General features: G+C 65.0%; 20 protein-coding genes. 4 read left to right on the top strand and 16 right to left on the bottom strand.

Annotated features, from left to right (window positions below; translation table 11 throughout):
* Positions 1-9: 9 nt before the first annotated feature.
* The 15 genes from AB4083_RS03145 to AB4083_RS03075 form a co-directional block, all read right to left on the bottom strand.
* Positions 10-234, bottom strand: a complete 225-nt coding sequence (locus AB4083_RS03145) for a hypothetical protein (protein ID WP_441606289.1) — start codon at positions 232-234, stop codon at positions 10-12.
* 178 nt (positions 235-412) lie between these two features.
* On the bottom strand, positions 413-829 hold the full coding sequence (locus AB4083_RS03140) for a hypothetical protein (protein WP_441606288.1): 417 nt from the start codon (positions 827-829) through the stop codon (positions 413-415).
* Positions 826-1,332 (bottom strand): lysozyme, encoded by a 507-nt coding sequence (locus tag AB4083_RS03135; protein WP_441606287.1) that lies wholly within the window; start codon positions 1,330-1,332, stop codon positions 826-828. Before AB4083_RS03135 ends, AB4083_RS03140 begins: the two co-directional genes overlap by 4 nt.
* Positions 1,329-1,541 carry a hypothetical protein gene (locus AB4083_RS03130; protein ID WP_441606286.1) on the bottom strand — a complete coding sequence of 71 codons (213 nt, stop codon included), beginning with the start codon at positions 1,539-1,541 and terminating at the stop codon, positions 1,329-1,331. Before AB4083_RS03130 ends, AB4083_RS03135 begins: the two co-directional genes overlap by 4 nt.
* Positions 1,542-1,892: 351 nt before the next feature.
* Entirely contained in the window at positions 1,893-2,351 is a 459-nt protein-coding gene (locus AB4083_RS03125) for a hypothetical protein (RefSeq protein WP_441606285.1), read from the bottom strand.
* 154 nt (positions 2,352-2,505) lie between these two features.
* Positions 2,506-2,994 carry a Ref family recombination enhancement nuclease gene (locus AB4083_RS03120; RefSeq protein ID WP_441606284.1) on the bottom strand — a complete coding sequence of 163 codons (489 nt, stop codon included), beginning with the start codon at positions 2,992-2,994 and terminating at the stop codon, positions 2,506-2,508.
* A complete protein-coding gene (locus AB4083_RS03115; RefSeq protein WP_441606283.1) occupies positions 2,991-3,689 on the bottom strand; it encodes a hypothetical protein in 699 nt (232 codons plus the stop codon). The genes AB4083_RS03120 and AB4083_RS03115 overlap by 4 nt, the downstream gene beginning before the upstream one ends.
* Positions 3,690-3,691: 2 nt before the next feature.
* Positions 3,692-3,982: a hypothetical protein gene (locus AB4083_RS03110; protein ID WP_441606282.1), complete on the bottom strand. Its 291-nt coding sequence runs from the start codon at positions 3,980-3,982 to the stop codon at positions 3,692-3,694.
* Positions 3,969-4,814, bottom strand: a complete 846-nt coding sequence (locus AB4083_RS03105; protein ID WP_441606281.1) for an HNH endonuclease — start codon at positions 4,812-4,814, stop codon at positions 3,969-3,971. The genes AB4083_RS03110 and AB4083_RS03105 overlap by 14 nt, the downstream gene beginning before the upstream one ends.
* On the bottom strand, positions 4,811-5,113 hold the full coding sequence (locus tag AB4083_RS03100) for a hypothetical protein (RefSeq protein ID WP_441606280.1): 303 nt from the start codon (positions 5,111-5,113) through the stop codon (positions 4,811-4,813). The genes AB4083_RS03105 and AB4083_RS03100 overlap by 4 nt, the downstream gene beginning before the upstream one ends.
* On the bottom strand, positions 5,110-6,903 hold the full coding sequence (locus tag AB4083_RS03095) for a ParB/RepB/Spo0J family partition protein (protein ID WP_441606279.1): 1,794 nt from the start codon (positions 6,901-6,903) through the stop codon (positions 5,110-5,112). The genes AB4083_RS03100 and AB4083_RS03095 overlap by 4 nt, the downstream gene beginning before the upstream one ends.
* Before the next feature lie 7 nt (positions 6,904-6,910).
* Positions 6,911-7,369 carry a DUF1064 domain-containing protein gene (locus AB4083_RS03090; RefSeq protein WP_441606278.1) on the bottom strand — a complete coding sequence of 153 codons (459 nt, stop codon included), beginning with the start codon at positions 7,367-7,369 and terminating at the stop codon, positions 6,911-6,913.
* Positions 7,370-7,561: 192 nt separating this feature from the next.
* On the bottom strand, positions 7,562-8,062 hold the full coding sequence (locus AB4083_RS03085) for a hypothetical protein (RefSeq protein ID WP_441606277.1): 501 nt from the start codon (positions 8,060-8,062) through the stop codon (positions 7,562-7,564).
* A complete protein-coding gene (locus AB4083_RS03080) occupies positions 8,059-8,700 on the bottom strand; it encodes a hypothetical protein (protein WP_441606276.1) in 642 nt (213 codons plus the stop codon). Before AB4083_RS03080 ends, AB4083_RS03085 begins: the two co-directional genes overlap by 4 nt.
* 10 nt (positions 8,701-8,710) lie before the next feature.
* The gene (locus AB4083_RS03075) at positions 8,711-9,673 is read right to left on the bottom strand and encodes a YdaU family protein (RefSeq protein ID WP_441606275.1); all 963 of its coding nucleotides are present in this window, start codon (positions 9,671-9,673) and stop codon (positions 8,711-8,713) included.
* 84 nt (positions 9,674-9,757) lie between these two features.
* Between AB4083_RS03075 and AB4083_RS03070 the strand changes: the two genes are divergently transcribed.
* From AB4083_RS03070 to AB4083_RS03060, 3 genes are all read left to right on the top strand, one after another.
* Positions 9,758-10,012 carry a hypothetical protein gene (locus tag AB4083_RS03070; protein ID WP_441606273.1) on the top strand — a complete coding sequence of 85 codons (255 nt, stop codon included), beginning with the start codon at positions 9,758-9,760 and terminating at the stop codon, positions 10,010-10,012.
* 317 nt (positions 10,013-10,329) lie between these two features.
* A complete protein-coding gene (locus tag AB4083_RS03065; RefSeq protein ID WP_441606272.1) occupies positions 10,330-11,154 on the top strand; it encodes a hypothetical protein in 825 nt (274 codons plus the stop codon).
* 54 nt (positions 11,155-11,208) lie between these two features.
* Positions 11,209-11,553 carry a hypothetical protein gene (locus tag AB4083_RS03060; RefSeq protein WP_441606271.1) on the top strand — a complete coding sequence of 115 codons (345 nt, stop codon included), beginning with the start codon at positions 11,209-11,211 and terminating at the stop codon, positions 11,551-11,553.
* A gap of 71 nt (positions 11,554-11,624) precedes the next feature.
* Here the strand turns inward: AB4083_RS03060 and AB4083_RS03055 are convergent, their stop codons facing one another.
* Entirely contained in the window at positions 11,625-11,888 is a 264-nt protein-coding gene (locus tag AB4083_RS03055; protein WP_441606270.1) for a hypothetical protein, read from the bottom strand.
* A 45-nt stretch (positions 11,889-11,933) separates the two neighbouring features.
* Between AB4083_RS03055 and AB4083_RS03050 the strand changes: the two genes are divergently transcribed.
* Positions 11,934-12,662: a hypothetical protein gene (locus tag AB4083_RS03050; RefSeq protein ID WP_441606269.1), complete on the top strand. Its 729-nt coding sequence runs from the start codon at positions 11,934-11,936 to the stop codon at positions 12,660-12,662.
* The last annotated feature ends 5 nt before the right edge of the window (positions 12,663-12,667 follow it).

Genomic DNA, 12,667 nt, shown 5'->3' with positions numbered 1-12,667 from the left:
TCGGAAATGTCAGGTGGCAGCCTGGCGCATGTGCTCGTACGGGTCGCGACTGGCCTTCGCCTCTTCGACCAGCTTCATTTCGGCGGCACGAAGGCGCTTCGCGGCGTTGCCGCGCTCTTCTTCTGCGCGATCGAGCGCCGCGGTGCATTCCTCAACCCGGCGGTTAGCGATCTCGAGCGCCTTGGCTGCGGTTCGCACGTTGCCGGCGAGGGTCTGGATTTCAAGGATGGGCATGTTCATTCCTCAGCGGCCGCAGCGAATCGCCTGGACGCGCAGGTCTTCGTATTGCTGGCCGTCATCTGCCTTGTTGGTCAGCAGGGCGCGGGCCCGGTCATCGGCACTGAGTTCCTTCCAGCGCGGCGGCAGGCCGCTCAGCTCGGGAGCAAAAGCCTCGAAGGCAGCACGCGTGCACTCAGCGGGCGGCGGCGGATCCGGCAGGCGCGGGGTTTCTACCAGCCTTACGGGCTGCCTCGTACAGCTGCTCGAACTGAGGGCTGCCAACAGGGTCAGTGCAACCGCGAGCGTCCGGCGGCGAGATAAAGACGGCATCGGTAATCTCCAAGCGGAGCGCCGACGTCGCGCGCGCACGTGCGCGCTGGTCCGCCAGCAGCAACGCGCTGCGTTCTTGTTCGGCTGCCAGCTGCTGCTGCAGCTTCGCGGCCTGGCTCTTCACGCTGGCCTCGATCGCCAGCACCTGGCCGTCGGCGACCTTGGCTGCGGCCACCGCGTCCTTGCCGGCGCGCCAGTGGTGCTCGACTAGAAGCCCGAGCGCGAACCCCACAACGCAGGCGAGCACCGTCCGCACCAGGTTGTTGCCCCAGTCGGTCATTTCGGTGGTTCCCTTTCGCAGACCGCGCGCTCCGCAAATCGGCGCCGGCGCAAACCAGGCAAGAACTGGCCGTCGGCGTATGACCAACCGAGCTTCTCGCCTTCCGCGTTCTTGGCATCGGTCAGCTCACGGCAGGCAGCTGCCCAATTGCCAGCGTTGGCGTATCGCGCCAGCGTCGACCCGCACACCACTCCGTTTCCCAGGTTGAAGACGGCGCTGGTTAGGGCTGCCTCCTGGTTGATGTTCATGGGGCTTCGAATGCAGGCGCGCACTGCGCCGTTGGCCGCCGCCATGTCGCCCTTGAGCAGCTCGTTGCACTCCTCGTCGGAGTACTTTCGCGGCTCGATTTCGGTACCGGTGTGGCCGAAGCACACGGTCAGCACACCGACCGCGTCTTCGTAGGGCTCGTTCCGCTTGCCCTCCCAGGGCTTGATGATCGCTGCGGCCACTGCCAGGACAGAAGCGACCGCGCCAGCTGCTAACTTGCCGGTGTTGCTGTTCATGCCTTTTTCTCTCGGCGGGTCTTGCGGATCAGCAGCACGATCTGCGTGATCGCATAGGTGGCGGCGGCGACGTTGGCGGCGATGCTTGCCCAGTTCGACAGCGCCTGCAGGTCCAGGCCGCTGAATTTGGCTGCGATGAAGCCGGCGACGGGCGTGAATCTCTTGGCCGCCGAAGCGACGTCCTGCGCGAGCGCGGTCTGTCCGTCCATCTGGAGTCCCTGTAAGTGCGGCGGAATCGCGCGCGGCGTAAATGAATGGGCTGCGGCAGACGAGCGGCGCGTGTGTGATCGTGTAGTCGCGGGCCGGGGAAGGCCCTTTGGGTTGTCGCCACTGCGCGAGGATCGTCTCTCGACGAGCCGACTCACCCGAAGGTGCGCGCGTTTAGCCCCCGCAGCAGGTCAGCGACCCAAAGAAAAAGCCCCGGCGCGGGCGCCAGGGCTTTTCACGGTGGGACTTGTTGACGGTGGGATTTCTAAGCGGTCGTGCAGTCCCCTGTCAAACCACATGCACAACACGCCGCACATGTACGCACGTGCGCGCACGTGTGCCGCGCGTGCAGCCTATTTCCCGAACAGCACGCGGCAGGCTTCGTGCGCAGCGGCGCCGGCCCTCGTCATGATGAAGCCGCGTACCGCTTCGTACAGCGTCTGGTAGTCCTGCCGCCGCATGCGCAACACCTTGGCGCCATCCGCCCACGGCTGGGGCGCACGCAGTAGCGCCAGGTCGTGGAAGACGATGTGCAGAAGCAGTCGTGCGCGGAAGCGACTGGGGCCGGCGACCATCTTTCGCGTCTTGAGGTTGCCCTGCAGATCCGCCAGAAGCGGCGTGGCGGCCAGGTCCTGGATTGCCTGCCATTCGGCCACGGTTTGGCAGGCCATTGCCAGCGCCAGCCGCTGGTCCAGAGGGTCTCGGACGCGACCGAGCGCATGCGCGACGTCGTCGGTACCAAGGCTGATCCGAGATGCCCGGGTGCTGTCCGCGTTCTTGAACGTCGTGCCGCCGGCCAGGCGCGCCAGCACCTCGAGAGCCTCGCGGCCGTTATCAACGAAAGGCGTCAGCCTGCGCGGCGGTGCCGGCGGCCGCGGTCTCTCGAACGCCGGTGCCGGCGGCACCCTCGGCCACCCATCTACCGGCTTCGCCCTCTTCGGGTAAATCGCGGCGGCTGGTCGTCGCTTAGGCATGCAACTGTTCCTTCAGCACGGCGACCTGATACGCCAGCAGCGCATCGTCATCGCCGTACATGGCGCGGAACACGCGAGGTTCGCGCTCCAGGCTGGGCCCGAAGATCGCGGCCTGCGCCTTGTATCCCTGCTCCAGGAACGGCAGGCGCTTGCCCTGGTGGTGGTAGTGGCACAGGCAGACGACGGCGTGGTGGCCGATCCGCACGCCGCCGCTTAGCAGGTGGTGGATCTCGAGATCGCGCCGGTTGAACGTGGCCGTAGCAATGCCCCGCTTCCGGTTCATCATGCAGGCGATGCAGCCGTGCTCGCGCATCAGGCTGAAGCGCGCCAGATCCAGCGCCGTCGGCGGGGCCGTGCTGTGCGCGCGGCGCCGCAGCGCCTTGTAGGTCTTCATGGGCTTGCTGCTGGCCAACCTGGTGTAAGCCTTCATCGGCACGCGCGCCAGCAGCGGCTTGCGCCGCTTCAACAGTGAGTTCTTCATCGGGTGGACGCTTCCTTGGCGCGCGCTTCGGCGAGGATCTGCGCGTATACGTCGGGGTGCTGCTGGTCAAAGCGCGGCGCCGTCCCGGGGCCCCAGCGTCCATTACCCAGGGGGGAAAGCCAACCATCGCTGGCGCACCAGCGGCGCGGGTCGTTTCTGCAGCGGCGGACGTCATCGCGCGTCACGAAGCCATGCAGCTCGAGCAGCGCCAGCACGCGCAACGCGCCCACCTTCCAGGGACTGAGCGTCCGCGGCGCGGGAACGCCTGCCGGGACGTCTGGCACGTACTCAGGCAGGTCGCACCGGCGGATCGGGTTCCAATCGTGCAGCTCGAACTCGTAGTGCCCCTCCCGCTGGAAATCCCAATTGCCGCCGCGGCGAATGCTGGGGCTGAAGACGCTGATGCCGCAGTGCGCCAGCACTGCATTTACGGCTGGGTCGCCGGCAGGCACCAGGATGCCGCGGAAGTCCGGGCCGACGCTGACGCACGAGTACAGGCTGCCCAGAGCCTGGCTGATGACCTTCAGGTTCAGCGCCAACTTCGCTTCGATGCCGAGCTGCAGGCCATTGTCGGTCACTAGCAGCATGTCCCACCCCGCGGTCTCCGCGTAAACGGTAAAGCCCTGGCCACGCGCCCAGCTTGCGAAGGCTTCGCAAAGCGCCTCTTCGCTCTCGAATCTCTTCTCGCGCTTCACGCCTACGCCTTCTCGCGCATGATCTGACGTTGAGCCCGGGCGCGATCGATCGGCGACTCGGAAGCACTACCGTCACCGCTGGTGATCGTCTTGGCGGCCGTGGGGAGGAACCCCGTCGCGCTGATGCCGCCCGTGACGCGCATTGCCTCGACCTCGACTTTGGCTGAGTTGATGACCACCTGGGACACTTCGGCGATGGTCTTGGCGCGGTCCAATTCCATCGGATTGGCCGGATCCCGCAGCGCCTTGATTGTCGCGAAAAGGTGATCGCGCAGTTCGTCAATCGTTGCCATGTTGTTTCTCTCGCCTCCTGATCTGGCGCACCAACGCGCCGCGAAGTTGAACGACCCTCGCGAGGTCCTTGGGTAAGTTGTGGACGGTGTTTCGTCGCATGTTCTCGGCGAGGGATACGAGCTCGAGCCGATCAATGGTGATTTCGGCCGCAACGTACGTTTTCTGGCCAGGCTTGAAGATCACGATGTGCCCAAAGGGCACTGCGCCGTGCACGCCTTCCCAGACCATCACGTGCACAGGGCGCCAGCGCTTTACCGGAAAGATGCTCGGGTCGTCTGTAACCTTGCGCATCAGCACCCTGCGCTTCGGGTCGACCTTTTCGGTACCGATCGGCACGTAATTGCGAGACTCGCTCGCAGGGCGCCCCTTCTTGAACTGGGTCTCCGCCATCCTGCCCACCGACCACCCCGGACGGCGAAGCCCCTTGTTTGCCGGCGCATGTCCCTTCTTGAACTGACCCGCCGAGAACCGCGGGTCGGTGCGGCCGCGCTGGATCCTCCCTGCCTTGTCACTGGCGCGGAAGACATCGCTCTTGTAGAGCCCCAACTTCTTGGCGCGCGCATGCACCTTGCCGACCGGGAGGCCGAGCTCTCGCGCTAGATCGGCCGTTGGCTCGTCCGGGTACCGCGCACGGAGAATGGCGTTCTCCGCCGGCGTCCATCGATGGGTCTCGTCGAAGGCCAGCCCGAGCTCGCGCGCCCTGCGGTGGATCGACTTCTTGCAGCTGACCATGAACTTGGCGATATAGCTCACACCGTGGCCACCGCTGTGCAATGCGCGCAGGACCTGGTCGTCGAGCGCCGTCCAGATCCTGGCCTGCTTCCTGCTCACGCCGAAGCCACCTTGAGCGTGAAGCTAGGCCGCGCCGGCACCTCGACGTCGTTGTCGCTGGCGCGGTAGTGCAACGACATTGCCCAGTCGAATGCATCGGCGCGCTGGTCGGCGCTCCAGCTGAGCACCTGGTCTTCGGTAATGTGGTCGGTGTCGGAAACCAGGTGCAGGCAGGTGAACGTATCGTCGGCCGACGGAACGCAAGCGCTGCAAAGACGCTCGCCTGCCCAGCTGCAGCCGCCCGGGCACGCCCGGGCGTCGGTGCAGCCGCAGAGGCGGCACGATCGCACGCGGTTCATGCGACGGCCTCGGCGCCGGCCCGCTTCCGGGCTACCTTTTTGACGGAGCCTTTGCTGGCTTTCGCAACCGGCGGCGCACGCAACGGCTTCGGCACCCAGCCTTCCGGGAATACGGAAAGCGCCAGCTGCGGCAGCTTCGCCTTTGGGGCCTTGGCGAGCTGCGCCAGCGCGATCTTCCCGGCGCCGGCCTCGGTGGCCATCGCTAGGATCACTGCCTTGGGCAGGGATGCCAGCCATTCATCCGATGGCTTCCAGTGATCCCCCAGTTTCACCTGAGCGGCCGCAGCCAGTTCAGCTGCCTCGCTGCCGGAACGCTGCTGGAAGATGTCGACAACGTCGAGCTCGCGGGCGATGAGATATGCAAGCAGCTTGTCCACAACGCCGCGGTCCTGTGCCAGGATCCAAGCTCGGGCCTCGGAACGCTTCTTTGGCAGCTTGGCCTGCCAGTCCTTGTAGACAGCTTCCATCCTCTTCGAGGACGACGCGCGGCCGCTGATCTGCGCGATGTTCCCAGGCATCCGACCGGACGCTTCGCGATGGATGTGGATCCACGTGCGAAAGTTGCCGGAATCGTTGTAGAAGATGCGCAGAGCGAGTTCCGCGGCGAGTAGCGCCAGCGCGATCGACGGTTTGTTCTGCAACTCGCCAGCGACGATGTTGCCAGCTTCCGCCTGCAGGCGCTGCACCGCGGCGAATGACATCTCGCCCGGCTTCTTCGCCTTCTTCGGCTCGCGCCCGCCCGCAACCGAAGCGCCAGCCTTCGCTGCGGCCTTCCGATCCTCGGGCCGAACGAAGCCGCGCTTGACCTCGGCCTGCCCGTTATGGGAGACGGTGACAATGGCGCCAGCAGTCGCCTTCTGTTCGTCAGTCCACGTCTGCTTGCTGCCCTTCCAACTGGACTCCGCACGACCGAAGGCACGCTCGTCCGAGTAGTCGAAACTGGGCCGCGCCTCAACCCATAGCCAGCCCTCCTTCTTGATCTTCTCGACGGTGCGTTCGAGCTTCTCGGCGGCGATCCGCTGGACCAGCGCGGTGTCGGTTAGGTAAGCCTCGCCTTCTTCCGCGAAGAGGTCCCTTCGCACGATGCCGCCCGCGCGCTCGTACGCCTCGATGCCGACGAACTTGCCCAGCGTCGAATCGATCGCCAGTTCCTGCTGCGTAATGGCCTCGCGGAGGCTATCGGGATTTCGCTGCCATTCGTGTTTGGCTTGCTTCCAGACCCGCTTCTGCACCTCGTGATCGTCGGTGAGCGCCAGAGCCATCACCTGCTCGAGGTCCATCTTGCCGGTGCGGTAGATCTGCAGAAGCTCGCTGTCGACGTTCGCCAGCTTCAGGCGCTGCCGGACATACAGTTCAGACTTGCCGAACCTGGCGGCAATCTCTCCAACGGTGCAGCCGGCCCCTTCGTTGGCCAGCTTAGCGAACGCGTCGAACTCGTCGGCCGGATGCATTGCAGCTCGCACCACGTTCTCGACCAGGCTCACCTCATGTGCGCCCGCACGGGGAACCACCTTGCACGGGACACCTTCCTGCAGGCTATCCGGCAGCTTCCCCGATTTCTCCAATTCGCGGATGGCACGCAATCGGCGACCACCCGCCACCACTAGGTACCCGCCGGCGCCGCCGTTGCCCATGGCTTCGCCTTTGGCGACCAGGAGGTTCTGCAGGAGGCCGTGGATTGCGATGGATGCCACCAAGTCGGCGAACGGCATCTCGCCGGTTTTACGAACGTTGATGCCCGAGGCGTGCAGCTGGTCGAGCGGGATTGTCTGGATGCTTTCTTGGCTCATGGGGTCCTCACATGACGAGAATTTGGATGGGAAACTGGTGTTCGATCTCGCGCTTCTTGACGCGGAACAGCTTGGTCTGGACGCCCTTCACGTCGACGTATTCCGGCGCGCGATCCGGGTCGGTGAAGAACACGAGAAAATCGACGACGTACTTGGTTCCGCCGGGCAGCCGCAGCGGCACCTGCATCAGGAAGTAGCGCACCTCGCCCGTGGCGATGCGGATCTTGAGCTGCTCGTAGTAGCGGGCCTCCTTCTTCGAATCGAAGCGGATCCCGTCCACCGTCTTGGGGTGGTTGTTGTATTTCGACGCGCGCCGCTTGCTTTCCACCTCGCGCGGCGCGGCCTTGCCTTGTGCCTCGACCGCGGCTCGGATCGCCGGCGGCGCCGCAGCGATGCTGGGGAAGCGGAGGCCGCGATTACCCTTCCCCATCGGCGTCCCCAATTCCAGCGACAGCTTTCTCAACAAGGCCGCGGATCCGGTCCAGTCGCTTCTTCTGCGCTGCCTTCTCTTCCTCGCTGGGCCCGGGCGCCGGCGGCCGCTCGGCATAGCAGGCACCGCAACCGAGGTAGAGCTCGTACTTGCGCTGGTGCTTCTCGCAAAAGCCCGTCGGTCCGCGGTACTGCGGCGGACGCCCACCTGGTCCAACGACGCGCACCATCAGCGCACCTCCAGGCCAACCGCAGAGAGGCGCGCGCGGTGCTTCTCGCGCGCGGCCTGCATGTCGATGAAGAAGCCCTGCAGGGACTGGATGTGCCGAGCGAACACGCCGAACAGTTCGTCGTCGGCATCGAGCACCGCCAGCAGCTGCGCGCGGTTCAGACCGTCGTACCCGCCACGCGCGGGGCGCCCATCGTCCGGGCCGGCCGGCGGCGGGGGCACCAGCGCCTGCGGATCCCAGCCACTGGCGGGCACGAACAGCGGCGTGCTGCGTCGCGCGCGGTCGTCCGTGGTGGCACCGGCCTGTTTCACCAGCCCCTCGCTGGCCATGTTCTGCAGGCGCTTGGCGATGCTGCGGCGGTTCAAGTCGGCGACATGCCCGGGGCTCCACTGCTCCGCCAGCGCCAGCCCCTGCACCGCGTCGACCAGTTCCTCGCTCCCGCTGGGTTTGCCGGCGCGACGAAGCGCTGCCAGCACCAATTCGTTCTTCCTGTCGCTCATGCCTGCATTTCCTGCGGTGTGTCCGTGGGCGCGGGCGCATCGCCCGCCGCTTCGTCCTGCAGGCCGAGCAGCTCCGCAATGCGTTGGCGGTGCCGTTCGGCCGTCTCGTCGCTCGCCCGGGTGGGCTTCTGGTACTTCTCGTGTCCGATGGCGGCGACCGGTGGCGCCGGCAGGTCGCCCAGTTCCATCCGGTAAGTGCGCGCCAGTTCGTAGGCGCCGCGGATCATCTGCGCGGCGTCGCGCTTGTCGGCGCGCGCAAGGCGATACGCATCCAGGAAGCGCCAGACCAGGCGAACGAAGCCGGCAGTGGCTTCGTCCTGGCCCTTCGTGTTGGTGAGCACCAGCTGCACCTTCTCGAACGACGGCACGCCCAGGCACAGCGCACGGAACTCCGGCAACGTGGGCGGGTATCCGCTGGCGCTCATCACGCAACGGCGAAGGCCCAGCGCTAACTGCTCGCGGGTGAGGCCAGCTAGGCCTTCGCGCCACGTCGCTCCGGTGTCGGTCAGTTCGCCGGCCTGATGGAATTCACCGGCGGAAAGGTGTTCCGGCGTCTCGCCGAAGCGATTGGCCCAGTGGATCCCGTAGATTGAAATCGCCTTGGACCACAGCGAGCGCAGCGTGCCGCGCGAGGGCATCGGGCCCGGGTCAGTAGCCTTCGTCTTCTCCGAAGCCGTCCGTGGCTCGGCGCGCACGCTCTGCGCGTGCGCCAACCCCTTCTCGTCGACCGCCGTTGCCACCCGGGCGAGCCGGTCCACCGTAGGCACCGAAGTTAACCGTTGCATTTCCGTCTCCATTGCGCGCAGCGTCATGCGCGCGACCAATGAGCGTTGACCTGAGGTAGCCGAGGCTCGGCACGCTGTTGCGCAGCGTTTCGAACTGGCGATCGGTGAGGTGCATCTCGTGCTGCTTGCAGCCGCTGGCGAATTTCTCCAGCAGTTCGGGATCGAAGTCCGGGTCGTCTTTCATCCCAGCTTTCTTCAGCGCCAGTTCCGCCGCAGTGAGCGCTGCCTGCTCTGGCGTACAGCCGCGATCCACTAGCTCGAGCAGCTCGGGTCTGGCTGGATGCACGTCGCGCATCCCGAGCTTGAGGAGGACTTTGCACAGGCCGACCACAGCGCGCGCCTGGGCGTCGGTCGCCTGCGAGGTATCTGCGCTCGTAGAAGAACTACCTACGGAGTTATTGACGTATGACGTATGACCAGTTTCACCACCGGGTTTCCCCTGGGCACCCTGCTGGGATACCTGTTGGAAACCCGGCGGGTTTCCTGGTGGGTTACCCGGTGGCTTCTTCGTTGGAGGCCGCCCGCCCTTCTTTCCGTTGGCGCGCGCCGCTTCGATTCGCGGCTGAGCCTTTGCGATTTCTTCGTCGATTCGGTGGTGCCGCCAGAGATCGCCGTCGCGCTTAAAGAACTGCGCCAGCACCGCATCCACCGCGCGCTTCTCGGCGGGGCTGGTGGCGCGCGCCACGTTGTACCGGCGCCCGTGCTCGATCGGCTCTTCCTTGCCGTAGTAGAAGTCCATCAGGCGGCCGTAGGCGCCGTCCTCGATCATGGACAGGCCCCCGGCGCCGATCGCGTAGTCCGCGGGGTAGCGGTGGTAATAGATCACGCCGCCCCCTGCCCGCGTTGGGTGGCGGCCCGCCGGTGGTAGGTTGGCAGGTGCGAAGCCACCACCAGGCCACCGGAGGCCACCATGACTTTGAACCGAGAACAGATTGATTCCATAGAGCTCTTCGCCGAAAGGCTGGCGTACCGCACAGCACTGATCGGACTCATCGCCTCACTGGAAGGAAGTACCTGGGAGCAGTTCCAGAAAGTCATAGCTGACCTCCGCGCCGACGAGGGGGAGCGGATGGCGAAGTACTTCCCTGACCTCGAACTAGGCGCGCGATGCGAAGCAGCATTCGACGCCACCATGGCTGCTTTGCTTGGAGCGCGGCCAACGTAGCTGTCACCCGGCGATAAGGGGCATCTGGGTCCGGCACATTGGCGCCAGCCTTGAAGTTCGTTGCCGACAACGAACTGGAGGCGAGCGCCGCTGCGGCAGAGGCAGAGAACCTACGTGTGTTCCGAGCAGCGCGCAGTTCGCGCTCGGCAAAGTAGAGCTGTAGCAGCAGCGCCTCTATCTGGACCACGAGGAGCTGGCGCTCGATGCGCTCCAGTTGGGCCAGGATCATTGTGCGGTCAGCCTCGCCCATGGCAGGCCTCCTTGTCGGCTGGGCGGCGCGCCAGCATCATCCCCGCTAGGACACGGGGAGAATTCACATGGACCAGGCTGCAGCACAGCCGGCGCGCGCCAGCAGCGCGGCGCCAGCACATCCGATCGCTGCGGTGCCTCCGCATGCTTCGACGGCCGCACCAGCTCACCCAGGCACCGTGGCGCACACCGCCCAACCCGCTGGCTTCTGGACCGAGACCCTCAGGCCCGCCGTCTTCTGGAACGCCTCCAGTGCAACGGCCACCGCGCTGGCAGTGATCGCCGCGTTCGTCGTGCCGAAGCTCGCAGAGAGGCGCCAGCAAAAGGCTCGACGCCGCTACGCAGTGCAAATGCTGCCGCCGGTGTTTGAGGAGGCTGTCCGCCTCGCGGATGAAGCAAACCGCGTCTATCGCATCTGCCTGCGCGTGATGGAGAAAATCGGCACCGAACCAGATGCAGCAACGAAGGAGCTGCACGAGCAGAACAGGTTCCGGCACTTCCCTGGTGAGTTGGAATACGACTTCCGAACTGGTCGCGCCACAATCGGATCCATGGCGGTCGAAGGGATACAAAAGCTCGGCGCAATGGAACTGCCTGCGTACAGCGACAACAGGCCGTGGCTTGCGGACCTCTACCCTGAAGAAGCAGGACTCATCCAGAACGCGTTCACGGATGCGAAACGATGCCTCCGAGAGTTGAGCACTACGGTGCACTCCTGGCCCGTGTTGCTCGCGCAAGTCGACGTGGAGCAAGTGAGGGCTCTTTTGGACCCCCTCTTTTGCATCGTCGCAGTTATGCGACCCGCGGCTCGGGTGCTCGGTCACGTCATCGACGAAAAGGTCCCGGAGGTCTGGGATGCAGACGGCCCCAGGTTCACATTTCGAGGTCGGTGAATACGAAGGCGTTGTATCCTGCCGTCCGGGGAGGGCCGGTGCCGGGAGGGGCGTATGGCTAGCAACGACGGGGCGGGCTTCAAGGGCTGGGCGGTGTTCGCCGGCATTCCGGCGGCGCTGGCCGGTCTGGCCGCGTTCTTCCCTCTGGGGCTCCTGATTGCCATCGCTGCGGTTGCGGCCTACAAGCACGGCGACCGGCTGGAGAAGCAGGCAGATGCCCTGCGCGCTGACCGCGAGGCCAGCTACAGACGGGACGAGCGCGAGCGGCAGCTCCAGCCGGCTCGCGCCAACTGGGACTCCGAACTGGAAGAGCTGCACCGGCTTGAAGAGAACGGGACCATTGGCGCCGATGAGGCGCACGAGCGGTTTCTTGCTCTCGTCGACCGCTATCCGCAGTGATCGGCAACAGAGCCTGGTCGGTCGCTCATTTATGAACGAAGTCTGACCAGTCATTCCCCGGGTGCAGGTCATCACGGCCCTGCCCCGTCGGCGTCGTTCTCGGAGCCTTCATCTGCGCCGCCCAGACGGCTCTGCAGTTCCTGCAACTGAGCCAATTGAATCAGTACGTTACCTGTCCTCCAGGAGCATCCGCGGCCATTGCGAATGCGGTTCACGGTGGGTGCGCTGATCATGAGTTTCGGGGCGCGCGCCTTGACCGCTTTCGCGATGCTCGGGTCGCTCATTCCGCCCTGGCGCAGCAACAACACGGCTTCTTGGGGTGTCATGCGGCGCATAATTGTTCATAATCGAACAATCGTCAACCAAAACTGGTTACACCAATGCTGGCGCAGATGTTGTTCAAAATTGAAATACAGGACGATGCGGCAATGAACGCCCCGAATCCGAAGATCAGCTATCTCGCCAGCAACGCGCAGTTCCTGATGGAGCAGCGCGGCCTCAAGAACCCACAGGAGCTGGCCGACGCTTCTGGCGTCTCCTACACAACCTGCCACCGGGTGCTCAACGAGCCGAACTACCACGGCGGGGCCAGGACAATCGATCAGCTTGCGACCTATTTCGGCGTCTCTACCGATGCCTTTCGCTGGCGCGACCTCCGGAACGACCCGCTCCACAAACGTGAAATGGTTCACATACAAGTGCTCGACGGGTTCGAACTTCCGAAGGGCCCCTTGTACGAGCGCTACCAGTGGCTAGATGATCCGATAGCGCTTCCCAAGTCCTGGTTCGCATTTCACGTCGGCATCGCTCCGGATCGTGCTCGATGCGCCTTTAAGCGGACGAAGAGCAACGTCGGGGAGCTGGATATCGGCAGCATTGCGTTCATCGATCTGGATGCCACCGACGTCGACGCATGGGGACCTGGTCTTTACGCTTTCACGTACCACAACACATCAGATATCAAGCGGATCACCGTACCCCGCGCAGGCGCATTGCGAATCAGCGGGTCCAAGGAATCCGAAGACACCATCGAGCTTGAGGGCAAGGAGCTCGAGGGGTTTGTAATTCACGGCAGGGTCATCACGAAAATTACGCCAGCGAGCGCGTGAACGAC

It is taken from the genome of Dyella sp. 2RAB6 (genome assembly GCF_052115385.1).
GTDB lineage: Bacteria > Pseudomonadota > Gammaproteobacteria > Xanthomonadales > Rhodanobacteraceae > Dyella_D.
This window is presented reverse-complemented; position numbering and strand designations above follow the sequence as displayed.